This is a genomic window from Flavobacterium limicola, assembly GCF_003634755.1.
GTDB classification, from domain to species: Bacteria; Bacteroidota; Bacteroidia; order Flavobacteriales; family Flavobacteriaceae; genus Flavobacterium; species Flavobacterium limicola.
In genome coordinates this window covers 1,445,795-1,471,319 of the sequence record NZ_RBXA01000001.1, presented here as the reverse complement: position 1 = coordinate 1,471,319, position 25,525 = coordinate 1,445,795, and the positions used below count along the sequence as shown (strand labels likewise).

The following is a 25,525-nucleotide window of genomic DNA, read 5'->3' as shown; positions in this document are numbered from 1 at the left end:
AAATAGCATTAGTTTATATGAATTATAAACAGTAATTTTGCACCCTATTTTAAAAATACATATGAATAAATTTGAACAATTAGGATTGAGTGAATCGTTACTGAAGGCGATTTTAGATCTAGGATTTGAAAATCCGACCGAAGTACAGGAGAAAGCGATTCCCCTATTATTGGAAAAAGACACAGATATGGTTGCGTTGGCTCAGACAGGGACAGGGAAAACGGCAGCTTTTGGTTTTCCAGTTATTCAGAAAATTGATGCCAACAACAGAAATACACAAGCATTAATTTTATCTCCAACACGCGAACTTTGTTTGCAGATTACCAACGAAATTAAAAACTACTCTAAATACGAAAAAGGTATTAATGTGGTAGCAGTTTACGGTGGAGCTAGCATTACAGAACAAGCGAGAGACATAAAGAGAGGCGCGCAAATTATTGTGGCAACTCCAGGAAGAATGCAAGACATGATCAATAGAGGATTGGTAAACATCTCTCAAATCAACTATTGTATTCTTGACGAAGCTGACGAAATGTTGAACATGGGTTTCTACGAAGATATCGTAAACATCCTTTCGACTACGCCAGACGAAAAAAACACGTGGTTATTCTCTGCAACAATGCCTGCTGAAGTAGCACGTATTGGAAAACAATTCATGAAAGATCCAATTGAAATTACAGTTGGAGCTAAAAACTCAGGTTCTGCTACAGTTTCACACGAATTTTACCTTGTTAATGCTCGTGACCGTTATGAAGCTTTGAAACGTTTAGCCGATTCTAATCCAGACATTTTCTCAGTAGTTTTTTGTCGTACCAAAAGAGATACGCAAGCTGTTGCTGAAAAACTGGTTGAAGATGGATATAGCGCTGCTGCATTGCACGGAGATTTATCTCAAGCGCAACGTGATGGTGTAATGAAATCTTTTAGAGGAAGACAAATCCAAATGCTTGTAGCAACTGACGTAGCTGCACGTGGAATTGACGTTGACAATATTACTCACGTAGTAAATTATCAATTACCTGACGAAATCGAAACGTACAATCACCGTTCAGGTCGTACTGGTCGTGCTGGAAAATTAGGTACTTCTATTGTAATTGTTACTAAAAGTGAATTGCGTAAGATTTCTTCGATCGAAAGAATCATAAAACAAAAATTCGAAGAGAAAACAATCCCTTCTGGAATTGAAATCTGCGAAATCCAATTGTTACACTTAGCTACTAAAATTAAAGACACGGAAGTTGATCACGAAATTGACACTTACCTTCCTGCAATTAACAGCGTTCTTGAAGATTTATCAAAAGAGGAATTAATCAAGAAAATGGTATCGGTTGAATTTAATCGTTTTATCAATTACTATAAGAAAAACAGAGATATTTCTAATCAAGCTTCTGGTTCTGAAAGACGTGAGCGCGATGACAGAGATGGTGCTCCAAGAGAAAATAACAATGGTGGTGCAACAAGATACTTTGTCAACATAGGTTCTAGAGATAACTTTGATTGGATGTCATTGAAGGATTACTTGAAAGAAACATTAGACTTAGGTCGTGATGATGTTTTCAAAGTAGATGTAAAAGAAGGTTTCTCTTTCTTTAACACAGATCCGGAACATACTGATAAAGTAATGGAAATATTGAATAACGTACAATTAGAAGGACGTAGAATCAATGTTGAAATTTCTAAAAATGATGGTGGCGGAAGACGTGATCATAACGGAAGAAGTTCTGGCGGAAGTTTTGGTGGCGGAAGAAGTTCAGCTCCAAGAAGAGAAGGAAGTTTTGCTCCGAGAAGAGAAGGTTCAGGCGGATTTAGAAGCGACAGAAGTTCAGCTCCTAGAGAAGGTGGATTTGGCGGAAGAAGTGATGCTCCAAGAAGAGAAGGTGGTTTTTCATCTGACAGACCTAGAACTGAAGGTTCATCTGATAGAGCACCAAGACGTTCTGAAAGCTTTGGTGATTCACCAAGACCAAGAAGACCGAGAAGAGACTAACAAGTATTGTTAATTTTCTTATAATTATACTGGAACTACAAAATATTTAATCCTGTTTTATTACTTTTAAAGTCTTAAATCAGTTTATGAAATATTTTGTAGTTTTCTTTTTTTTAGTAGTATCCGCAACAGCGTTTGCGCAAGTTAAAGAACCTTCCCAAAAAGTTGATGGTATCATCATCAGCAACACTACCAGACAACCCTTATCCAGTGTAAATATTATTAACATCAACAAAGTAAGAGGTGCAACTACTGATGCTAGAGGATTTTTTGAGATCGATGTTCAAGTTAACGACACACTTCACATCACCAGTCTGGGATTTCAATCACTTCGTGTTAGAGTAACTAATGACTGGATCAAAAATAAAAGTACCAAAATACAACTTACTGAAAAAGCCATTGCGCTAGAAGAAGTGATCATCCGCCCTTTTAATCTGACCGGATATCTAGAAGTTGACACTAAAATCATTCCTGTAAGAGAAAACTATCGTTATAGTATTTCCGGATTGACTCAAGGATATGAAGCTGGAGAATATTCTCCAAATGCGTTTGGAAAAGTTCTTGGTTCTATCTTTAATCCAGCCGATATGTTGTATAATTTCTTTGGTAACAATCCAAAAGAGCTCAAAAAACTCAAAGAAATGAAGAAAGATGATACGGTGCGTAATCTTCTGGAATCAAAATTTGACAGAGAAACTATAGCCGTACTTTTAGGTATTGATAAAAATGAAATCCCTGAAATTTTACAGCGTTGCAACTACTCGGAATCATTTATAAAAACAGCTAACGACTTACAAATTATGGATGCCATCAGTGGCTGTTATGAAGAATATAAAGTTTTAAAGAAAAAATAAAACATATAATTAAATCTTAGTAAACAAGCTTTTACAAATTAAATCATTCCTCAATTCTAAAAGAAATTGGGGAATTTTATTTTAAAGTCAATATATTAAAGTTCTAGTCAAAATTTAAATCTTCAAAAAAATAGAAACTATGTCCAATATACCTTTCCAAACTATTGATTGGGATTCAATAGAAAAAACTAAACATATAGGAACAACAGGAATTGCACATTGGCAAACAATACAATTAGGCGGACTTAGAATTCGTAAAGTAAGGTATTCCAAAGATTATCTGGCAGATCACTGGTGTCAAAAAGGACATATTGTTCATTGTCTTGAAGGAAATCTTATTAGTGAATTAGAATCTGGAGAACAAGTTCTACTTTCTAAAGGAATGACTTATATCGTCTCAGACAATGAAAGTTCGCATCGGTCTATAGCCGCTAATGGCGTCGAATTATTAATCATCGATGGGGATTTTTTAAAATAATATTTAAAACAAATCAAAAATATTATATACATTTACCTGAATCAAGAATTAAAAACATAACCTAAATATCTATATCATGGCAAAAAGTCAAGACGCAAAAAAAACTGCTAAAAAAGAGCCTTTGAAGACGGCTAAAGAAAAGAAAGAAGAAAAGAGAGACAAGAAGAACGCTCCTAAAAGAGACTAAAAATTAGTGGTCAGTGTTAAGTTTAAAAAGAAGTGTTCAGTTATAAATACTGACTCCTAAACAACTGAACACTGACCACTTTTTCAATAACTGAATACTATTTCACTGGAATATTCGCTAAAATTTCCAATACAAATTTCCAAAATTTCTGAGAAGAAGAAATACTAGCTCTTTCATCAGGGGAATGCGCACCGTGAATCGTAGGTCCAAAAGAAATCATATCCATATCCGGATAATTAGTTCCCAGAATTCCACATTCTAATCCGGCGTGACACGCCACTACTTTTGGTTTTTCACCGTTTTGTTTTTCGTAAATTGGAACTAAAACATCCAAAATTTCAGATTCAGAATTTGGTGTCCAACCAGGATATGAACCTGAAAATTCTACTTCACAACCCATTAATTCAAAAGCGGAACGCAACGCATTAGCCAAATCAAATTTAGATGTTTCAACAGAAGAACGCGTTAAACATTGTACTGAAAGTTGTCCGTCTCCAACAATTACTTTGGCAATGTTATTTGATGTTTCTACTAAATCATCAAAATCAGCACTCATTCTGTACACTCCGTTGTGTGCCGCATACATCGATCTTACAAAATAAAACTGAGCAATTGTAGGCATTACTTTAGCAGGAGTTGCCTCCATTTTCTCAAAAACAACTTCTAAATTTGGTTCCGTTGTTTTAAACTCTGTTTTGATTTCATTTACAATTTGCTGCATGTCAAAAACAAAAGCTTCATCGTACACTTCGGCAATAATTACTTTTGCCTGACTTTCACGAGGAATCGCATTACGTAAACTTCCTCCTTTAATTTCAGAAATTTGCAAACCAAAATTATCAAAACCATCAAACAATAATCGGTTCATGATTTTATTGGCATTTCCTAATCCTTTGTGAATATCCATTCCAGAATGCCCACCTTTCAATCCTTTTACGGTAATCGTATATCCAACAGATCCTTCCGGAGTTTCTTCTTCATCGTATTCAGCAGTAGCCGTTACATCAATTCCCCCTGCACAACCAATGTCGATTTCATCATCTTCTTCGGTATCCATATTCAAAAGAATTTGACCTTGCAGAATGCCTCCTTTTAAGTTTAACGCCCCTGTCATTCCTGTTTCTTCGTCAATGGTAAACAAAGCTTCAATAGCAGGATGCGGAATATCCGTACTTTCTAAAATTGCCATGATAGCCGCAACTCCTAGACCGTTATCAGCACCAAGAGTGGTTCCTCGAGCACGAACCCAATCCCCATCAACATACATATCGATTCCTTGTGTATCAAAATCAAAAACGGTATCCGAATTTTTTTGATGCACCATATCCAAATGTCCTTGAAGCACGATTGCTTTTCTGTTTTCCATTCCAGCAGTTGCCGGTTTGCGGATAATTACGTTGCGAATTTCATCTTCGAAAGTCTCTAATCCAAGGCTTTCGCCAAAGTTTTTCATGAACGCAATCACACGCTCTTCTTTTTTAGAAGGACGAGGCACGGCATTCAAATCGGCAAACTTATTCCAAAGTACTTTTGGTTCCAGATTTCTTATTTCCTGACTCATTTATTTTTGTTTGAGGTTTAACATTTACAAGTCCCAAAGTTACAAAGTTTAAATTCGGTATGATAGTAATTGATATTGTAATTATATTTACATTTCCAAAATTCAAACATTGAAAACAAAATATTTCCTTTCCTGCTTCCTATTAATCCAAATTCTGCTTTTGCAAATAATTCCCTTTTACCCGGAACAGATAGAAGATTGGTACAGCAATGGTTTTTATCCGATACTTTCGCTATTTTCAAGAACTATTTTGGGCAGAATTCCTTTTTCTGTAGGTGACTGCCTTTATTTTATTCTTATTTTATTTATTTTAAAATGGATTTGGAACAAACGAAAAACCTGGAAATCCGAATGGAAAGACACTGTTTTGAGCATCTTGAGTTTTGTTTCAATTTTTTACTTTTTGTTTCATGTTCTTTGGGCATTGAATTATTACCGCGAACCGCTTTTTGAAAAAATGGAAATTCAAAAAGACTATTCGGATGTTGATTTGTTGGCTTTCACAAAAAAAATAATTGCTAAAAGCAATGCTGTTCATTACCAACTTACAAAAAACGACAGCTTGAAAGTCGTATTCCCCTACTCGCAAGAGCAGGTTTTTGAAATGAGTTTGAATGGATACAAAAACTTATCTGTTGAACATCCTTATTTCTCCTATTCCAAGCTAAGTACCAAGAAATCACTGATTAGTTTGCCTTTGACCTATATGGGTTTTGGAGGTTATCTCAATCCGTTTACCAATGAAGCGCAGGTAAATTATTTGGGCCCAATGTATAGTTTTCCAATGACTACCACTCATGAAATAGCACATCAGATGGGTTATGCAAGTGAAAGCGAATGCAACTTTATTGGATTTTTAGCTTCTGTAAAAAATGATGATTTATACATTCGATATTCAGGTTACAGCATGGCTTTACGCTATTGTTTAGGCAATTGGCAAGCCCGAAATGAAACGATTTACAAACAATTATTAAAAACTGTTCATCCCGGCATTTTGAAAAATTATAAAGAAAGTGAGCATTTCTGGAAGCAATACGATACGATTATCGACAAAGGTTTTCATGCTTTTTACGATCAATTTCTGAAAGTAAACCAGCAAAAAGACGGCATAGAAGGATACAGCAAATTTGTGAATTTGATGGTGAATTATTATAAAGAAAAAGAGTTATAAATGATTAGTTATGGAGTTATGAGTTATGAACAAGACCTTAAAACTTATAATTCATAACGCATCATTTTCTATACTTCATCACTTGTAAAAGTGGTAAAACTTTTCTTTTTGTAGGGTCTAATAATCAATCTTCCTTCCCGATCAAAACGAATATAATTGTAGACCCAATTCAGGAATACGACAGCTTTATTTTTGAATCCAATAAGGGAAAATAAGTGTACAAACATCCAGACAAACCAAGCAAAAACACCACTGAAATGGTAATTTGGCAAATCGACAACGGCTTTATTTCTTCCTATAGTTGCCATAGAACCTTTGTCGCTGTATTCGAAAGCTTCCATGGGTTTGTTTTCAATTAATTTTATTAAATTTTCACCCAATAATTCCCCTTGCTGCATGGCGGGTTGCGCCATCATGGGATGTCCTTGCGGATAGGTTTCGGATTCCATAGAAGCAATATCGCCTACTGCAAAAATGTTTTCATAGCCCACTACTTGATTGAATTCATTGACACGTATGCGTTCTACTTTTTCTACCAAGGATTTTCCATCCAATCCCGCAATAAGAGCACCCTGAACGCCTGCTGTCCAGATTACGGTGGCGGTTTCAAATGTCAAATCGGAATTTGTGGTTATAGTTCGTCCATCATAATTAGTGACACGAACGTTTTTCCAGATTTTCACACCCAAACTGGTTAAAAACTTCTCGGCAGCTTGAGAGGATTTCTCACTCATAGTATTAAGAATCCTGTCCCCACTTTGAATCAGATTGATTTCCATTTTGGCAATATCAAGATCGGGATAATCTTTTTGCAGAATGGCTTTTTTCATTTCGGCCAAAGCTCCGGAAAGCTCTACTCCTGTTGGTCCGCCACCTACGAGTACAAAATTGATAAGACTATTCTGTTCGGCTACATCGGTAGTCAAAACGGCTTGCTCAAAATTTTCGAGAATCAAACTTCTTATATTCAGTGATTGCGGTATAGTTTTCATGGCCATACTGTTCCGCTCGATTTCTTTGTTGCCAAAATAATTGGTTTTGGAACCCGTGGCAATGACTAAATAATCATACTTTAATTCGCCTATTTCAGTGATTATCTTTTGATTTTTACTATCTATTTCCTGGACATTGGTGAGTCTAAAATAAACGTCATCGTATTCTTGGATCACTTTTCGGATTGGGTACGCTATAGAACCGGCTTCGAGACCGCCTGTAGCTACTTGATATAATAAAGGTTGGAAAGTGTGATAATTATGTTTATCCAAAAGGACAACCTGAACTTTTTTATTTTTTAGTTTTTTAGCTAATGCAATTCCGGCAAAACCACCACCTATAATGACTATTCTGGGTAAAGTTGAATTTGGGATGTTCATGTTTGTAAAAAAGTTCAAAGTTGTTAAAAACCAAAGATACAAAGTTTTCTATTGTTGCATTTCATCAAATAGTATCGAAATTTTTGTTTTCTTTGGAAATGATCTTCTGAAAAATAAAGGTGTAAATTAGCCCCGATGGTAATGGAAATCCTTTGTTTTTTTGATTTTTCAGAAAATAAAGATTGTAATGTACAGCGGGACGAGTATTAGTTATGAAATGATTAGTGTTGTGCTCCTAATTGCTTCGTACCTCGTAATGATAAATTTGAGAAGTATTATTTTATTCCCATAATTTGTAACAAAAACCAGTATTGACTTACTAACGTATATATGAGTGATAATCTAGAACATTCTTTTGTAACGCAGTTGCAGGAAAATCAGAATATAATCCACAAAATTTGTAGGTTGTATACTAATGGCGATGATGCACATAAGGATTTATTCCAGGAAATCACGATACAGTTGTGGAAGGCTTTTCCAAAATTCAGGGGTGACAGCAAATTTTCTACCTGGGCCTATCGAGTCGCGCTGAATACGGCGATTACTTTGTACCGAAAAACAAAACGATCCATAAATACTATCGAATTTGAAGGGCGACAACATTTTCTGAATGATGTGGAATATGACTATGAAGAAGAAGAACAATTAAAATTAATGTACAAAGCGGTTTACCAGTTGAATGATATTGAAAAGGCGTTGATATTTATGTATCTGGAAGATAAGGATTATCAGGAAATATCAGAAACTTTAGGAATTAGTGAAGTAAATGCAAGGGTGAAAATGAATAGAATCAAAGGGAAATTAAAAAAAATATTAAATCCATTAGGCGTATGAAAGAGTTGGATTTATTAAAAAAAGACTGGCAAAAGAGTGATAATTCTTTTGAGCAGGTGTCGAAAATCGAGATTTATAAAATGATTCATAAAAAATCATCTTCGATAGTGAAGTGGATTTTGATTATAAGCATTTTGGAGGTATTGTTATGGACTTGTGTTAGCGCTTACTATGACTCAGATGAATATTTGAAGAAAATAAAGCATGTAGAACTAATTGCCTATTTTAAAGTATTGAATTATTTTAATTACGCAGTGATATTGATTTTTATTTATTTGTTTTACAAAAATTATATTCGGATTTCGACCACTGCTTCAACCAAGCAATTGATGCAAGATATACTCAAAACTCGTAAAACGGTTCAATATTATGTTTGGTATAACTTAGCGATGCTTGTTTTTGGTTTGATTATTGGTTTTATCATTGCTTTTGCTTATAATCCTGAAATGGATGCTTTGAAAAATCAAATTAATGGCAATAGCAAAGTGATGGCAATAACAATAGCCATCTTAAGTATTTTTAGCATTGCATTATTCGGTTTGCTATGGCTTTTTTACAGAGTTTTATATGGTATACTACTTCGAAGATTGTATGCTAATTATAAAGAATTAAAGAAAATAGATTTATAAAAAAAGAGGCAATTGCCTCTTTTTTTAATATTCCCATTTTCTTAATCGGTTCAATTCTTCTTGCTCCTTTATAATTTCAGATGGAATAACTTTTAGGAATGAAGGATGTTGCTCAATTGCATACTCCACTTTTTCTACAATTTCTTCTATGGTATCATTATCGTAATCAATGTCCAACGGTTCTTTGATGATAAAAGATTGCAGGATTCCTTTCTTCTTCATGCGTAATCCTTTTTTATCAAACGAGCGACGAAAACCATCTATAACAATAGGTACTACAATAGGTCTGTGCTGTTTGATAATATGTGCTGTTCCTTTACGAACCGGTTTAAACGATTTTGTTGTCCCTTGTGGAAAAGTGATTACCCAACCGTCATTTAAAGCTATTTTTATATTTTCAGTATCATCCGGGTTAATATCTTTTTTCTGCTGAACATCAACTCCTTTAGCACGCCAGGTACGCTCTACAGAAATTGCTCCAGCATACGCCATAATTCTTGGTAATAATCCCGCCTGCATGGTTTCTTTAGCAGCTACATAATAGATATTCATTTTAGGTTGCCACAAATAGCAAACATTCTTGATAGTATCATCGCGACCACTCAAACTTGCATTAAAAACATGAAACATGGCTACTACATCCGCAAAATAGGTTTGGTGATTGGAAATAAAAAGTACATTAGTATCCGGTAAATTTCTGATAATTTCTGAACCTTCAATTTGTAATTCATTAAATCCTCTATACCGTCTATGCGTCATGGCTCCGAAGATTCGGATTAGCCATTTTTTTATAAATAATATGTGTCCGAAAGGATTTCTCTTCAACAATCCCATAAAATTGTGTATTTTTTTGTGAATTTGGATTACAAACTTACGAAATTTATATTTGAAGTTGATTGCTGAATTAAATAGAATCCATTTGGAAATTATTGTAAATTAAATACACACTAAAGTCATTAAAAAAAGAAATATCTCAGCTTAAAACTTCTTTTAAAACTTCTTTTAATTCACTCAACATCATTGCTGTAGCGCCCCAAACAATATGTTCCTCAATTTTGAAAGCTGGAATACTGATGCTGTCAGCATAAGAAGTTGACAAATTTGTATCTACCACAATCGCATCGCTCAAGAAAGTAGACAATGGCAATTCAATAATACCAGCCACTTCAGAAGGCTGGGGTAAAAACACAAGTTCTTCCTTACTGATACCCAAAAAAGGATGCACCATAAAGTTACTTGGTGGAATATATAATTCTGTAAATGGTTTAAGGATTTCAATTTTATCAGGATGAATTCCTACCTCTTCATGCGTTTCTCGAAGTGCCGTTTCAGCAAAATTTTCATCCTCTAATTCATATTTACCTCCTGGAAATGCAATCTGAGCCGAATGAACTCCTTTATAAGAGTTCCGAACAATCAATACCAAGTGCGTTCTATCATTTTTAGGATAAAAAAGCATCATAACAGCAGCTATTCTAGGTTTTTTATCGCCAAAATCATTATTTCTCAAGCTTTCCAGTCGCTCTAAAGGTGCCATTTTAATATGCGCATCAAATGCAGGAAGCCTAGCATCGATTAATTTAGGAACAAACCGTAAAAATTCTTGAAAATCCATAATCAAAGTCTATTTTTGCACACTGAAATTTAATATAAATATAGTTTAGAAAATACAGTTGCACAAATTTTCTAGTACCAAAAGTCATTTCAAATGTACAGCAAAGAAGAAACACAAAGATTAAAGCGAGAATTTTGGATTGCATTTGCAGAAAAATATCCGCGTAAATGGGTTTTGTATGACACTAAAATCAAGGATTTCTCTTTTAAATTTTACGTAGACAATAAAAAAGCTCAAGTTCTAATAGATATTGAGCATCGAAGCGATGAAAAAAGAATTGCTTATTTTGAAAAACTCGAAGCTTTAAAAAACATTCTCGAAGAAGAATTTATCAAAGACTTGATTTTCGAGAAGGAACACACGCTGGAGAGTGGTAAAACAATCAGTCGAATTTGGGTTGAAAAATTAGACGTTGGGGTCAGTAATAAAAACTATTGGGATGAAATATTTGATTTTTACAACGAAAAAATGAATGCTTTGGAAACATTTTATTCAGAGTATGATGATTTCATTAAAGATATCGAAATACTTTGATGAACAAAATCAAAAACGATAATCTAACCTTATTTACATGTTGAAAATATTATAAACAACAATCCTATTGTCATAATTGATGTATAATTGTTTCCTGTTATCTTGTTTTTTTCTGGTAATGATTGAAAGCGTACAATTGACTCCTTCATTATCTTTACAAGAAAAAGAATATACAATATCAGTATCATTTTCTTCAGTTGCCTGATAATCAACAATTTCAAATAGTTGGATAATTTTTGAATAAACTACAATTCTATTTTTATTAGTATCAAGAGTAACTAATATATTAACCAAATTCAAATCAGACCAATTTCCCCACTTTCCCTTTTCATTTTTTTCTAAAACACTAAAGCCCGTGGTTTTAAACTTATAATTTTGTCCATAAGAATGTTGCAGTCCTAGTGCCAAAAAAAACAAGACTATATATATTTTTGTTTTATTCATTGTTTAAAAATCAAAATTTAGTACTTCTTTCCTAGCAGTTTGAAAATCGATTATCATCTCCTTAATGATTTCTCCCGCTGGCTTTATTTCGTGAATAATCCCTGCTATTTGCCCTATTTCTAATTCTCCTTCCACTAAATCGCCTTCGAACATGCCTTTTTTTGCTCTTGCTCTTCCTAATAAAATAACCAAATCTTCCTTTGTAGGACATTTTTCATATAAATCCTGAACATCTTGATAAAATTTATTTTTAATTAAGCGCACTGGAGCGAGTTCTTTCAGAGTCAATTGTGTATCACCTTCCTTAGTATTTATGATAGTTTCCTTGAAATTTTCATGAGCTGATGATTCCAAAGATGCTGCAAATCTACTTCCAACCTGAACTCCATCTGCACCAAGAATCATAACGGCTAACATACCGCGACCAGTGGCAATACCTCCCGCAGCAATTAAGGGAATCTTTATTTTTTCTTTCACTATGGGAATAAGCGTAAGAGTGGTAGTTTCTTCTCTTCCGTTATGTCCGCCAGCTTCAAAACCTTCGGCAACAATAGCATCAACGCCGGCTTCCTGAGCTTTTAAAGCAAATATTGAACTGCTGACTACATGCACAACTGTAATACCATTTTCTTTTAAATATGAAGTCCATGTTTTAGGATTTCCAGCCGAAGTAAAAACGATTTTTACGCCTTCTTCAACAATGATTTTCATGATTTCTTCGATGTTGGGATACAACATTGGAACATTAACCCCAAAAGGTTTTGAAGTGGCTTTTTTACATTTCTGAATATGTTCGCGTAACACCTCAGGATACATGGAACCAGCGCCAATCAATCCCAAACCCCCAGCATTACTGACGGCACTTGCTAATTTATATCCACTGTTCCAAATCATTCCTCCTTGAATAATTGGATATTTAATTTTAAAAAGTGTTGTGATTTTATTCATGTGGTATTAATGCTATTATTGTTTTACTATTTTTCCCGTTTTAGAGAAACCAATAGATTCCATTTTATAAAGATACATTCCTTTTTCAAGAGATTTCAATGAAATAATTGATGATTGAGAGGTGATTTTTTGTTCAAAGATTTTTTGCCCCAAAATGGTATAAATAAAAACGGTTCCTATTTCAAATTTTGCCGGTAAAGAAACCGAAACAAAATCATTTGCCGGATTGGGATAAATTATAAAATCATCTTTCGAAAAAGATGTTGAAGCTAATCCATTGCTCACCGCCAATCCAAAATCTGGGATTCCATATCCATATTGATTATTTGGTACCGAAAATTTATCGGATGATTGTACTATTAATGCTCTGATTTCCTGATTTGTTTTTTGTGGAAACGCCTGCCATAAACAAGCTACCATTCCCGCCATGATTGGACCTGAAAAAGAAGTTCCGTTTGCCGTTACAATATTCCCTGCAGCATCTGAAACAACAGCGGCTTGCCCTTGTGCCATAACATCCGGCTTTATCCTTCCGTCAAAAGATGGTCCTGTTGAACTGAATGAAGTTATTATTTCAGAAGCAGTTACTGCACCAACAGAAAGCACCGAAACAGCATCCGCAGGAACAGCAATATGTGGATCTGATGAATTTCCTGAATTACCAGCTGAAGTCACTAAAATCATTCCTCGGCTAAATGCAATTTCGGCACCGCGAGACATAAATGCTGTTGTTCCATTCATTTCACTGTAGGTATGATTGTAAGCCTCATTATCAAAATCAAAATAACCCAAAGACGTATTTATAATATCTACCCCTAAACTATCTGCTTTTTCTGCAGCTTCGACCCAAAGGGATTCTTCCAGAGGATTCTCAGAGGTATCATCTTCTGTTATAAATAAATAATAAGAGGCATCAGGCGCCGTTCCTACTAACGAATTTTCTTTGTATCCTCCAATAGTGGAAAGTACAGATGTTCCATGTGAAGAACCTGTATAAAATTCAGCATCTCTCATTACGTAATTGTATCCTCCTAAAATTTGGTTATTATCTCTTAGTCTTTGAAACGGCTGTATTGTATTGACTCCAGGGAAACCACCATCCATTACGGCAATTATTTTTCCGGAACCTGTATAATTTTGTTGGTGCAGCAGTTGTCCATTAAGCATTTCAATTTGATTTGAAGAGGAACCATAGGCATATTCAATTTTAGTTTTTTTGGTTTTATTTCCTTTTTTTACCTTCGTGGATTTTGCGATTTTTCCCAATTGATTCAATGATTTGTCCGCAAAATCAACTTTAGTGACAAAAGAAAATAATGCTAACGAATTTATAGCCGCTTGTTCCCCTCGAACATGAATTGCGTTGAGCCATTTGGATTTTGCCATGACGGTAATTCCTGCAGCTGCTTTTATTTGACTTATATAAGTTGCTTCTACTGGAATATCTTTATAATCTAGGGCTATATTTTGATTGGCTCTTCTGTCCAATGCTCTTTGAGAGAGCATTTCTAATGGTGAATCAGAAAAAAATTGAGAATTGGGCTTTGCATTAAAATATACCCAAGCATCCTGTTGTGAAAAACCTGCAGTAGCAATGATTAGAAAAAGAAATAAGTAAAATTTTCTCATAGTAACTTTATTTGTTAAGCCATAAATATGCTAAATTCCAATAGTTTGAAACAAGTTTGCAAATTTCTATAACACTCCTACTTAAGGCAAAGAAAACGTTTATTGAAATTAAAACAAAGTACTAAATTAAGAAATTACACCCGAACCAACTAATTCTTCTCCTACATACCAAGCAGCAAATTGCCCTTCAGTTATGGCAGATTGTGGTTCATCAAAAGCCACGTACATTTCATTTTCGAATTGATGTAAAGTCGCACTTTGCAAAGGTTGTCTGTAGCGTATTCTTGCCATAACATCCATAGTTTCTCCATCGGCCAAAGCCAAATCTTTGCGAATCCAATGTACTTCATCTTTTTCAATACGCAATGCTTTCTTAAATAATCCGGGATGCTGACTAGATAATCCGGTATATATCGTATTCGTTTCCACATTTGTGGCTATAATAAATAATGGATCCGTTGTTCCTCCTACATTTAATCCTTTTCGTTGTCCAATAGTAAAATAATGGGCCCCTTGATGCTTCCCTACTACTTTCCCCATTTGTGGCGTATACGGAATTTTTCTTGCCTCTGATTTTAAACCATCCTCAACACTTATTCCTTCTTGTATTTCAGAACTGTAAACAGGATCATTTTTATCTATTTGGATAATAATCCCATCTTTGGGCTGCAATTTTTGTTGTAAAAATTCCGGCAAACGTACTTTTCCAATAAAACATAAACCTTGCGAATCTTTCTTTTCGGCAGTAATCAAATCCATTTTAGCGGCTATTTCACGAACCTCAGGTTTTGTTAATTCTCCGATAGGAAATAAAGATTTAGCCAATTGCTCTTGTGATAATTGACATAGAAAATACGACTGATCTTTATTAGTATCTGCACCGGCTATTAATTGATAAATCGTTTCTCCATTCTTTTCGATTTCCGTTTTCTGGCAATAATGTCCTGTAGCCACAAAATCAGCACCCAAACTCAAAGCAATTTTCATGAAAACGTCAAATTTTATTTCACGGTTACAAAGTACATCGGGGTTTGGAGTTCTCCCTTTTTCATATTCACTGAACATATAGTCCACGATTTTCTCTTGGTATTCCTCGCTTAAATCAACGGTTTGAAATGGAATTCCTAATTTTTCGGCAACAAGCAATGCATCATTACTGTCTTCCAGCCACGGGCATTCATTAGAAATAGTAACTGAATCGTCATGCCAATTCTTCATAAAAAGACCTATTACTTCATATCCTTGTTCTTGCAACAAATAAGCTGCAACACTTGAATCTACACCTCCGGAAAGTCCTACAACAACACGCTTCATCTTCAAAAAATTATAATTTTATAAGGGTCCAAAGTTACAAAAGATTTGCAAGAGTATTTGTTATCTATAAAGTTAATTGTTATCCAATTTTGTTACATTTCCACAACCGCAAATCCGTATTTTTACAGATCAAAAATGCATTCAATATGAAGTCAAAATTTGAATCAGATGCTAATTCATTTGAATCAGAAAGAAATAAAGACTAGCCTATTTTGCTTTTTTTAATTACATTCTTCTCTTAAAAGTCAACGGAATAATTTGAAAAAAGTGCTGCTACTATTGCTGAATGATCCATTTTAGAAAGTGTCAAAAATATTATTGAAGCAACTTCTGTAAATAATTGGATTGACAAAAGGTTTCATTCGGTCGCAAAATCGTTGCTTTAAAATAAAACGCTAAGCAAAAAACCTCATTCAGAATTTCTGGAATGAGGTTTTTTATACTGCAAATTTTAACTTTTTGTGTTATCAATAGAAAATATCTAAAATGATATTTGTTTTTGAATTATCAATTAACTTTTCAATTCTTTTATAAAATTCCACATTTATCATTGGACAGCCAAAACTTTTACAAATTGGATTCTCTTGTTCGCCAAAAGGCACTTTAGAATATTTATGAAGAACAATATTTCTCGCAAAAGCTTTATTATTTGTTTCCTCCAACCCAAATAATTTGTATGATTTGCCAAATTGCCCAGTATAGCTGGATCCTACACTATACTTGCCTAATGAGGTTGAAAGGGAATTAGGTTCATTACTAAAGATTAGTTCTCCTTCAGTTTGTGTTTGTGAGCCAATACCATGTGCCACCAAACCTTGATCGATGATTTTATTGTTTTTTAAATCATATACAAAAAATCTATTTTTTCCGGACATAATCTTCATATCAATAATGAAAGCGACTTCATTATTATACTTAGAATTATTGACAATGAATTTCTTAATATTTTTTGCTCGGTTAAAAAGTTTTTCTTCTGTAGCATTATTAAACACAGAAATTATGGAACTGTGATTAGTGCTTTTTGACAAAATTTTGATGCTAAACATCAACATTATAATTGACATTAAAACAAAAAAAAGTTTTTTCATTTTATCGATATTACGTTTTATTTATCTAAAATATTTACGGGCTACAGACTCTTTTATGAACTCAATGCAATACTATACTCAAACAAAGCTAGTACGTTTTCATTATAATTTATAAATTAAATTTCGCAAAAATAAACCTTTTACACAATACCAAAATAATCATTAGCAATTAATTAACAAGTAAAAAATTGAATTATTAGTATTGTTGAATTTATCCATTAAGAATTTGAATAAAAATAAATCTATTATTAAATCATAACTAATTTTACCGAAAATTATTTCATCTCAAACAATTAATCTTTAAAAAATTACAATTTAGATTTTGTTGCATTTTCCGGAAAGCTCATATTCATTTCTTTTACTAGTTTTCCTTTCTCAAAAAACTGCCAAATTCCAGCTTTCTTTCCATTTACAAATTGCCCTTTAGAAACGGTGTTCCCATTAGAATCTCTAAAGATTGCCAAACCGCTATATTGATCATTCTTGAAAATAGACTCTTCAAGTACGATTCCATTCTCCGTATATTTTTTATAAAAACCATTTTTAAAATTATTTTTATAACTAATTTCTTCTGCAATTTTACCACTTGGATAAAAAACGGTACGCAAACCTTCCAACTTACCTTTACTATAGTATTCCGTTGTCATGATGTTTTTAGAAGCTAGATGGTAATATTTCCATTGTCCTTCAAATACTTTATTGACCACTTTACCCTCACTGACTTTATTTTTATTCTGATCATAAAAAATGGTGTAAGCCGAATTGTCTTTTGTATTAAATTCCCTTGTGGCAATTATAGATTTAGCTTTGGTATCATCAAAAAAATTAAAAATTCCTATTTCTTTTCCGTGCTCAAAAGTACCTTCATATCTAGGTCGTTTTGACTCTTCGTAAAACCCTTTCCATAGTCCGTGCTTTTTTCCTTTCGCATCTAATTTATTAAAATCGGTTTGCGATAGAATATTTTGGCTGAAAAGCGCAAAAATCAAAAAGGCAAAAAAACTAATCTGATATTTTTTCATTACTACTTTGTATTTAGTCCACTATTTAAAACTGAGAATCTTCTTTTTTATTTTACCAAAAATACGAATTTATTAGAGTTGGTGCTCACTCTATTATTTCGCAAATAAAATACACTATTCTTCTAAGTCAACGCAAAATATATAGAAAATTTCGAATTTAAAATCCAACCATTTCCCTTAGTGTTATTCAGATAAATATCTCAACAAATGTTTGAAATAAATCATTTTATAAAATGTTTAAGCATTCTGTTATTTTTTTTTCATGAATAATGTATTAGAACAATCTAAAAAACCATATAATACTGAATAACAGTTGTTTAATTACATTTTATAATGTTAAAATAAAAATTAAACAACTTTAAAAAAAATAATAAATTTTCATATTGTTTATTATTTTTAAATAAAAACTAAACAAATATAGAAATCAATTTACTAATTTAGAGGAAACAAATAAACAACAAACACTATGAAAAATGTATCTAAAATTAGAAATTTAGCCGTGATTGCATTGTTTGCATTCATGACAGTATCGTGCAACGATGACGACAATACAGTTGTGGTTGTAGACAACACAATTACAGGAAAAGCAGTTGCAACTGCCAATTTAAGTATATTAGTTCAAGCACTTACCAAAGCCGAATTAGCAACCACTTTGAAAGGAGCTGGACCGTTCACTGTTTTTGCTCCAACAAATGAAGCTTTTGCAGCTTTTCTTGCCACAACTCCTTATGCAACAATAAACGATGTACCTAAAGAAGCGTTAACTCAAATTTTGTTAAATCATGTCGTAACTGGTGCTGTAAAATCAACTGATTTGACTACAGGTTACATCAAGACTTTAGCAAAGGGTACCGCCTCCACAACGAATACCTTGAGCATGTATGTCAATACATCAGCAGGAGTAAAACTGAATGGAATTGCAACAGTCACCACTCCTGACATCATGGCTTCTAATGGAGTAATACACATCGTTGATAAAGTTATTGATTTGCCAACCATTGTAACTCATGCTGCGGCAAATGCTAATTTTAGCACTTTAGTTAGTGTACTAAATCGATCGGGCCAACCTAATTTTATAACTGCATTATCCGCAACAGGTCCGTTTACTGTTTTTGCTCCAACAAATGCTGCCTTTACTTCATTAGATGCCGAACTTGCTCCTGGAGGAATTGCAGGCGTTTCAGCAGCAAACTTGACTAAAGTATTACAATACCATGTGGTAAGTCCAGCTAATGTTTTAGCAGCAAGTCTAACCGAAGGACAAATTGTAACTCCAATTTTGACACCAGCTCAAACCTTTACAATCCAACTTACTGGTGGCGCAAAAATTAAAGATGCGAACAACAGAATTTCAAATATTATTATTGTTGATGTCCAATGTTCCAATGGAGTAATTCATGCCATTGATAAAGTATTATTGCCGATTCTGTAATTTTTTGAACAAAAAAAAAGCTCTCAAAATTGAGAGCTTTTTTTATGAATTATTTTTTCTTTTGTTGTGCTTTTTGAGCTTCGGCTTGTTCCATAACTTCTTGCAGCTTTTTCTGGAATTTACCTTGTTTCTTCGGCTCTTTCAATTTGTTCTCTTGAATTTGAGCATGAATCTTATCACTATCAATAAAGTATCGTTTGATGACAATCATAATTCCAATGGTAATTAGATTCGAAATAAAGTTATACAAACTCAATCCCGCACCATAACTGTTAAAGAAAAACAACATCATGATTGGTGAAACATAAATCATGATTTTCATCATCTTGGCCATATCTGGCATACCTTCTTGTTGTGGAGCAGCCATTTGTTGATCACCAGAAGTCATTTTCATATAAAAGAAAATAGCAATCGAAGCCAAAACTGGAAACAAACTGATGTGATTTCCGTAAAAAGGAATATAAAAAGGCAAACGGATAATTTCGTCAAAAGAAGATAAATCATCTGCCCAAAGGAAACTTTTTTGTCTCAACTCAAATGCCGATGGGAAAAACTGAAACGAAGCATACATAAATGGCAATTGAATCAAAGCCGGAATACAACCTGCCATTGGATTCACGCCCGCTTTGTTGTACAACTTCATGGTTTCCTGTTGCTTTTTCATTGGATCTTTCTTAAATTTTTCCCCCAATTCTGTTATTTCAGGACGCAATACTTTCATCTTCGCTTGTGACAAGAACGATTTAAAAGTGATAGGCGACATTGCGATTTTTATCAGAATCGTAAAAATGATAATCGCAATTCCGTAAGCAATGTAAGAACTTAAAAATCCGAATAACGGGATAAAAATAAACTTGTTAATCCATCCGAAAATTCCCCAACCTAAAGGAATAATCTGGTCTAAATTTTTATCATAATCCTTTAATGTTTTGTAATCCGTTGGACCAAAATACCAACTCATTTTGTGGTCTAATTCACCATTGGTAAACGCCAAAGGAATATTTGCCTTAAATTGTTTTGTAAAAATTGTATCTACTTTTTCATCTAAAACCAATTTAGTAGATTTTAAAGATGATTTAGCAAAAGGAGTATTTGTTAATAATATAGTTGAAAAAAAGTGTTGTTTAAAAGCTATGTATTTAACATTTTCAGGAATCTCTTCTTTATCTTTTCCATCGCCTACATAATCAAATTTTTCATCTCCATACTCAAAATAAAGAAGTGTATACCTGTCTTCATAAGAAACACTTTTTTCATTTCTGTAGGTTTTCAAATTCCATTCTAAATCCAATGGTTTTGCCGTATTTAATACTTTATTCAACCCTTGAGAACGAATATCAAAACCAATCATATAATCGTTTGGTTTCAAAATGTATTTGTACTCCAAGAATTCATTGGCTCCTGCTTTCAATTTCATAGACAATATCTGATCCGCTCCAACTTTCGTTAAAGTAGGTTCAAAATACAAGTCTTTCGAATTCAAAGTACGGTTATCACTAGTCAGCAATTGCACATTTAAATTAGCATTGTTGTCTTTTACCAATTGAACTAATTGTCCGGAACCTTTCTTGAACTTCTCGAATTGCTTCAAAGTCGCTTCAACAATATAACCTCCTTTATTGGCGATTGTCAGCTTCACCAAATCGTTTTCGATAGTGGTAACGCCCGCTTTCGCAGAAGGAAGTGTCGCAGAATACGCAAAATTCCCCAACGTTTTTTGCAATTGCGCCAATTGAGTTGAATCTCCGGTTGAAGCAACCGCAACAGTAGCTTTTGCTACAGTTTTTGCTTCTAACGCTTTGACTTTAGCTTCTTTAATCAACAACTCTTTTTGTGCTTTTTCAGCAGCAACCACTTTCGGGTCTGGTTGATTTTGATACATGATAAAAATCAAAATACCAAAAATTAATGCAAAACCGATAATCGAATTGAGGTCAAATTTTTTTTGTTCCATTATTATATTTAAAAAAGTTTAATCTATTAGTATGAAGTTTAATGATTTGTTTCAAAAAACAACAACTATTTTTTCTTTGCCTGAACGGCTGCTGCCACAAAATTCACAAAAATAGGATGCGGATTTGCAACCGTACTTTTGTATTCCGGATGGTATTGTACCCCAATGAAAAATGGATGATTTTCTATTTCTATAATCTCCACCAATCCGGTATCAGGATTTACTCCAGAAGCAATCAATCCTGCATTTTGTAATTGCGCAACGTAATTGCTATTGTATTCATAACGGTGACGGTGACGTTCCGAAATCGTTTCTTTTCCGTATATTTTATAAGCCAATGAATCTTTTTTGATATCACATTTCCATGCACCAAGACGCATTGTCCCTCCTTTATCAGTAACTGTTTTTTGCTCTTCCATAAGGTTTACCACCGGATGCGCAGTGTGTTCATTCATTTCGGTAGAATTAGCATCAGCATAACCTAAAATATTTCTTGAATATTCGATGATTGCCATTTGCATTCCCAAACAAATCCCGAAGAACGGCACTTTATTTTCACGAGCATATTGCACTGCTGCAATTTTCCCTTCAATTCCTCTTTCACCAAAACCTGGCGCAACCAGAATTGCGTCTAAACCAGAGAATTTCTCGCTTATATTACTGGCATCAATATGTTCAGAATGAATGGAAACCACATTTACTTTAGTTTCATTTGCAGCACCAGCATGGATAAACGCTTCCAAAATAGATTTGTAACAATCCTGCATTTCTACATATTTCCCAACCAAACCGATATTCACGGTATGCTTCGGATTTTTTAATCGGCGTAAAAAAGTATTCCAGTTTTTTAAATCCGGAGCCGCTTTTTTAGGTAAATCTAATTTTTTCAACGCAACGACATCAAGTCCTTCTTCCAACATCAAATTTGGCACTTCATAAATTGTAGAAGCATCAATCGACTGGATAACCGCTTCTCTTTTTACATTACAAAACAAAGCCAGTTTATTGCGTAATTCTTCAGAAATTTCGTGTTCTGTTCTGCACACTAAAATATCCGCTTTTATCCCGCTTTCCATCAAAGTTTTCACGGAATGCTGCGTCGGTTTTGTTTTCAACTCTCCTGCGGCAGCCAAATAAGGTACCAAAGTAAGGTGAATTACAATTCCGTTATGCTCACCTAATTCCCAAACCAATTGACGAACAGACTCTATATAAGGTAAGGATTCAATGTCTCCTACCGTTCCACCAATTTCAGTGATGACAATATCATAATCGCCGGAATTCCCCAACAACTGCATTCTTTCCTTGATTTCATTGGTGATATGAGGCACGACTTGTACCGTTTTACCAAGAAATTCTCCTCTTCTTTCTTTTTCAATAACCGAAAGATATATTCTTCCAGTGGTCACATTATTTGCTTGAGAAGTAGGAACATTTAAAAAACGCTCGTAATGCCCTAAATCCAAATCGGTTTCTGCACCATCATCGGTCACATAACATTCCCCATGTTCATAAGGATTTAATGTCCCTGGATCTACATTAATGTACGGGTCAAACTTTTGGATGGTTGTTCTATATCCTCTTGCTTGTAACAATTTTGCCAAAGATGCTGCGATGATTCCTTTCCCTAAAGAAGAAGTCACACCGCCAGTAACAAAAATATATTTCGTTTGATTCATTCTGTTGTTGTTTGTGTTGTAGTTGTGTAAAAAAACGTGGCAAAAGTACAAATTTAATTGGATTTTCAGATTATTAGATTACCTGATTATCAGAAAATATTTTTTCTATTACCCGAATATTTGCAAAGCCTACTAATCTGAATTATGGTTTTGGGTATCGTTTCTTTATATTTCGAATTAATTCTTCAAGACCGTTGAGTTTTAACTCATAAATAAGTTGCAATTGCTCCCCTAGTTCTCCTTTTGGAAAACCTTTATTGCTATACCAAACAATATAATATTCCGGAATATCGATAAGAAACCATCCCTCATATTTACCAAACGGCATTTTAGTGTGGGCCAGCTTAATGAGTTGTTTTTGATTTTGATCCATTTTTTTTAATAAAAAAGAAGCAAGAAATAAAAAGTAGTAATACCTCTTATTTCTTGCCTCAAGCTTCTCGAATCTATTTTATTTCCAATCAAAAGTGATTCGTTTCTCGATTTCAGGATGCAAACTTAAGAAAACAGGACAGGTCATGGCGGATCTTTCCAGAATAGTTTTATTCTTTTGATCTGCTGTTCCTACCATATCAAAATAAATTTCTATTGCTCCAATGCGTCTTGGTTCTGCATTCATAATTTTAATTACTTCGGCGGTAGAACCTGTCAAATCAACATTCATTTCACCTGCTTTTATTCCCATAATAGTCATCATACAACTTGCCAAAGCATTTGCTACAGTATCGGTTGGAGAAAAAGCCTCTCCTTTCCCGTTATTATCTAAAGGTGCGTCGGAAAGGATTACCGTCCCTGACTGCAAATGCGTTGAAGAGGTTCTTAAATCACCTAAATAGGTTACTTTTGATGTCATTAGTTTGCTTCTTTTATAGTTAGATCCGTGTCATAATATAAGATATATATTCCTCTATTACTATAACCTCCATCTGATTTTTTGTAAAACTCAAACTTGTTATCCACTTGTTCTGTGGCAGTAGAATCAACCGTTTCTTGGTATTTTTTATTTTGTGACAATCGCATCATTGTATCAAAAGTAATATCAAATCCGCGTGTTGCAAAGGCACTTGGATATATCTTATTTTTCTTTTTAAATTCTTTTTCGAAAATCAAAGCCTCCGGAGATTCATTCTCACGAGTTATGGAAGGATATGTAAGTTTTAATTTAGCCAAATTAGACACATTAATTTCATCTGTATCCAATGTCTCGTTTGGTTCCAAAATAACTAACTGCACTTTGTAAATTGACATAGAACTCAACATCGCGGCTATTGTCGACTTTATCATTCCCGTATTTCCGGTTTCCATCACCACAAAGTTTATTTTATCTTTTACAAACAAACTTTTTAAATTTTCGGCAGATACGCTTCCATTTGCACTAAGTGATGAAAATTTTACATCTTTATGATTTTCTTTAATGAACTGTATTACTGATTCTTTTTTCTTATCAACTACCGCTACAATATTCCCTCCTTTGGAACGCATATAATCGAACATAGCGTTTTTGACTGCATCAGGAGCGGGAATGGATTGAAAAATATTAGCGTATGAAACACCCGAATCTTTTGACAAAGGTGAAATTACAGGAACTTGATTGTTAATTAATAATTCAGCTGTTTTCTCTACATTACTTTGATAAAAAGGTCCAATTATGGCATCCGAATTTTCTAAATTATGACTATTTATAAGAGAAGCAACATTGGAACTATTTTTAGTCTCCTGAGAATCTAATATCTTCACCTCTATATTAAGCCCTAGTGTTCTGGCAGAATCAATGGCCACCAAAGCTCCTGCGTAAAAATCCAAAGTCATGTTCAGAAATTTATCTTTTTTCAAGCGCATTGCCATCGAGTTAACCGTATCTCCTTCAATTTTTGAAACATTAAAAGGCAAAAGAAGCGTTAATTTTTTTCTGGAAGTAACGCCCATACTTTTTGATAATTCCGTGTATTCTTTTTTAGTTTCCGGAGAAATTGCAATTGTTGACGGAACTTTCAAATTCATTCCTTCTACAACTCCCTCAGACAATGCAGGATTCAGAATAATTAATTCTTCCTGACTCATGCCAAACATTTTTGACAAACTATAAAGTGTTTCTTTCGATTTCACTACATAATTCAAATAATTGATTGCGGAAGTAGTCGGTACAGGATTTGAATTTACAATTTCTTTTTTAGGCTCTGAAACTACCGTCTTATCTACTTTGGGAGCTATACCTTTAACTAACAACTTAAACCCTTCGGGTAAATTAGAAACAACTTCAGGATTTTTACGCTCTAATTCTTGAATCGTAATTCCATATTGTTTGGCAATTGAATACTTTGTTTCTTTAGGAAGCACATAATGATAGACCACTTTTTCTAAAGTGACAGGACTATTCTTTTGAACTTTATTAGAGGGAATAGTTAACGTCTGCCCTATTTGCAGCCCTTCTTTTTCAAGAAAAGGATTGGCTTTTTTCAATAATTCATCAGAAATTCCATATTTTTTTTCAATACCATACAGGGTTTCTTTTGGCGCTACTTGATGGGTTATAGACGGAGTACTTTTTTTGGCTTGAACTACCACTTGCTTTCCAGAATTTTGAGGAATTAGCAAGATTGTATTGGGTTTCAAACCACTTTGTGCATCTGGATTTAATTGATAAATATCATAAGGTGTAACTTTATATTTTTGTGCAATTTGATTTATAGTTTCTCCTTTTGTTACATTATGTTGTATCACTTTATTTTGAGTGTGACCCGGAAAAGAAATAAAAAAAAGAACAACAAAGAATGTTAAAAAATATTTCATGC

At 33.8% G+C, this 25,525-nt stretch carries 23 protein-coding genes; 8 read left to right on the top strand and 15 right to left on the bottom strand.

All coding sequences use genetic code 11. The features are described 5' to 3' along the window. Window positions 1-61: 61 nt before the first annotated feature. The 3 genes from BC952_RS06545 (at window position 62) to BC952_RS06535 (ending at window position 3,319) form a co-directional block, all read left to right on the top strand. On the top strand, window positions 62-1,987 hold the full coding sequence (locus BC952_RS06545; protein WP_121364749.1) for a DEAD/DEAH box helicase: 1,926 nt from the start codon (window positions 62-64) through the stop codon (window positions 1,985-1,987). 86 nt (window positions 1,988-2,073) lie between these two features. After that, window positions 2,074-2,841: a carboxypeptidase-like regulatory domain-containing protein gene (locus BC952_RS06540; RefSeq protein WP_121364748.1), complete on the top strand. Its 768-nt coding sequence runs from the start codon at window positions 2,074-2,076 to the stop codon at window positions 2,839-2,841. A gap of 139 nt (window positions 2,842-2,980) precedes the next feature. Continuing rightward, window positions 2,981-3,319, top strand: coding sequence for a DHCW motif cupin fold protein (locus BC952_RS06535; protein ID WP_121364747.1), 339 nt, complete (start codon window positions 2,981-2,983; stop codon window positions 3,317-3,319). Window positions 3,320-3,603: 284 nt separating this feature from the next. Here the strand turns inward: BC952_RS06535 and BC952_RS06525 are convergent, their stop codons facing one another. Further along, a complete protein-coding gene (locus BC952_RS06525; RefSeq protein ID WP_121364746.1) occupies window positions 3,604-5,067 on the bottom strand; it encodes an aminoacyl-histidine dipeptidase in 1,464 nt (487 codons plus the stop codon). A gap of 109 nt (window positions 5,068-5,176) precedes the next feature. Between BC952_RS06525 and BC952_RS06520 the strand changes: the two genes are divergently transcribed. Beyond that, window positions 5,177-6,238, top strand: coding sequence for a DUF3810 domain-containing protein (locus BC952_RS06520; RefSeq protein WP_121364745.1), 1,062 nt, complete (start codon window positions 5,177-5,179; stop codon window positions 6,236-6,238). A 68-nt stretch (window positions 6,239-6,306) separates the two neighbouring features. Here the strand turns inward: BC952_RS06520 and BC952_RS06515 are convergent, their stop codons facing one another. Further along, the gene (locus BC952_RS06515) at window positions 6,307-7,611 is read right to left on the bottom strand and encodes an NAD(P)/FAD-dependent oxidoreductase (RefSeq protein ID WP_121364744.1); all 1,305 of its coding nucleotides are present in this window, start codon (window positions 7,609-7,611) and stop codon (window positions 6,307-6,309) included. Window positions 7,612-7,941: 330 nt separating this feature from the next. Between BC952_RS06515 and BC952_RS06510 the strand changes: the two genes are divergently transcribed. Both BC952_RS06510 and BC952_RS06505 read left to right on the top strand, forming a co-directional pair. Beyond that, entirely contained in the window at window positions 7,942-8,445 is a 504-nt protein-coding gene (locus BC952_RS06510) for an RNA polymerase sigma factor (protein WP_121364743.1), read from the top strand. Beyond that, window positions 8,442-9,074, top strand: coding sequence for a hypothetical protein (locus BC952_RS06505; RefSeq protein WP_121364742.1), 633 nt, complete (start codon window positions 8,442-8,444; stop codon window positions 9,072-9,074). Before BC952_RS06510 ends, BC952_RS06505 begins: the two co-directional genes overlap by 4 nt. 24 nt (window positions 9,075-9,098) lie before the next feature. Here BC952_RS06505 and BC952_RS06500 read toward each other — a convergent pair whose 3' ends face one another. After that, window positions 9,099-9,908 carry a lysophospholipid acyltransferase family protein gene (locus BC952_RS06500; RefSeq protein ID WP_121364741.1) on the bottom strand — a complete coding sequence of 270 codons (810 nt, stop codon included), beginning with the start codon at window positions 9,906-9,908 and terminating at the stop codon, window positions 9,099-9,101. A 139-nt stretch (window positions 9,909-10,047) separates the two neighbouring features. After that, entirely contained in the window at window positions 10,048-10,689 is a 642-nt protein-coding gene (locus tag BC952_RS06495) for an NUDIX hydrolase (RefSeq protein ID WP_121364740.1), read from the bottom strand. A gap of 93 nt (window positions 10,690-10,782) precedes the next feature. Between BC952_RS06495 and BC952_RS06490 the strand changes: the two genes are divergently transcribed. After that, complete coding sequence (locus tag BC952_RS06490) at window positions 10,783-11,223, top strand: DUF4268 domain-containing protein (RefSeq protein ID WP_121364739.1); 441 nt, start codon at window positions 10,783-10,785, stop codon at window positions 11,221-11,223. Between the two features lie 33 nt (window positions 11,224-11,256). On the opposite strand, the gene BC952_RS06485 is transcribed toward BC952_RS06490, so the two are convergent. The 6 genes from BC952_RS06485 to BC952_RS06460 all read right to left on the bottom strand — a co-directional run bounded on the left by BC952_RS06485 (window position 11,257) and on the right by BC952_RS06460 (window position 17,668). Continuing rightward, a complete protein-coding gene (locus BC952_RS06485) occupies window positions 11,257-11,667 on the bottom strand; it encodes a hypothetical protein (protein ID WP_121364738.1) in 411 nt (136 codons plus the stop codon). A 3-nt stretch (window positions 11,668-11,670) separates the two neighbouring features. Next, the gene (locus BC952_RS06480; protein WP_121364737.1) at window positions 11,671-12,615 is read right to left on the bottom strand and encodes an NAD(P)H-dependent flavin oxidoreductase; all 945 of its coding nucleotides are present in this window, start codon (window positions 12,613-12,615) and stop codon (window positions 11,671-11,673) included. A 15-nt stretch (window positions 12,616-12,630) separates the two neighbouring features. Then, window positions 12,631-14,244: a S8 family peptidase gene (locus BC952_RS06475; RefSeq protein ID WP_121364736.1), complete on the bottom strand. Its 1,614-nt coding sequence runs from the start codon at window positions 14,242-14,244 to the stop codon at window positions 12,631-12,633. Window positions 14,245-14,370: 126 nt separating this feature from the next. Continuing rightward, on the bottom strand, window positions 14,371-15,558 hold the full coding sequence (mnmA, locus tag BC952_RS06470) for a tRNA 2-thiouridine(34) synthase MnmA (RefSeq protein WP_121364735.1): 1,188 nt from the start codon (window positions 15,556-15,558) through the stop codon (window positions 14,371-14,373). Between the two features lie 467 nt (window positions 15,559-16,025). Beyond that, entirely contained in the window at window positions 16,026-16,646 is a 621-nt protein-coding gene (locus tag BC952_RS06465; protein WP_244200103.1) for a murein L,D-transpeptidase catalytic domain-containing protein, read from the bottom strand. 308 nt (window positions 16,647-16,954) lie between these two features. Further along, window positions 16,955-17,668 (bottom strand): toxin-antitoxin system YwqK family antitoxin, encoded by a 714-nt coding sequence (locus BC952_RS06460; RefSeq protein WP_121364734.1) that lies wholly within the window; start codon window positions 17,666-17,668, stop codon window positions 16,955-16,957. Between the two features lie 466 nt (window positions 17,669-18,134). Between BC952_RS06460 and BC952_RS06455 the strand changes: the two genes are divergently transcribed. After that, on the top strand, window positions 18,135-19,100 hold the full coding sequence (locus BC952_RS06455) for a fasciclin domain-containing protein (protein ID WP_121364733.1): 966 nt from the start codon (window positions 18,135-18,137) through the stop codon (window positions 19,098-19,100). A gap of 49 nt (window positions 19,101-19,149) precedes the next feature. Here the strand turns inward: BC952_RS06455 and yidC are convergent, their stop codons facing one another. The 5 genes from yidC to BC952_RS06430 form a co-directional block, all read right to left on the bottom strand. After that, complete coding sequence (gene yidC, locus BC952_RS06450) at window positions 19,150-21,054, bottom strand: membrane protein insertase YidC (RefSeq protein ID WP_121364732.1); 1,905 nt, start codon at window positions 21,052-21,054, stop codon at window positions 19,150-19,152. A 65-nt stretch (window positions 21,055-21,119) separates the two neighbouring features. Further along, complete coding sequence (locus tag BC952_RS06445) at window positions 21,120-22,733, bottom strand: CTP synthase (RefSeq protein WP_121364731.1); 1,614 nt, start codon at window positions 22,731-22,733, stop codon at window positions 21,120-21,122. Between the two features lie 142 nt (window positions 22,734-22,875). After that, complete coding sequence (locus BC952_RS06440; RefSeq protein ID WP_091171865.1) at window positions 22,876-23,106, bottom strand: DUF3820 family protein; 231 nt, start codon at window positions 23,104-23,106, stop codon at window positions 22,876-22,878. A gap of 78 nt (window positions 23,107-23,184) precedes the next feature. After that, on the bottom strand, window positions 23,185-23,586 hold the full coding sequence (locus BC952_RS06435; protein WP_121364730.1) for an OsmC family protein: 402 nt from the start codon (window positions 23,584-23,586) through the stop codon (window positions 23,185-23,187). Further along, window positions 23,586-25,523, bottom strand: a complete 1,938-nt coding sequence (locus BC952_RS06430) for a LysM peptidoglycan-binding domain-containing protein (RefSeq protein ID WP_121364729.1) — start codon at window positions 25,521-25,523, stop codon at window positions 23,586-23,588. The genes BC952_RS06435 and BC952_RS06430 overlap by 1 nt, the downstream gene beginning before the upstream one ends. Window positions 25,524-25,525: the final 2 nt, after the last annotated feature.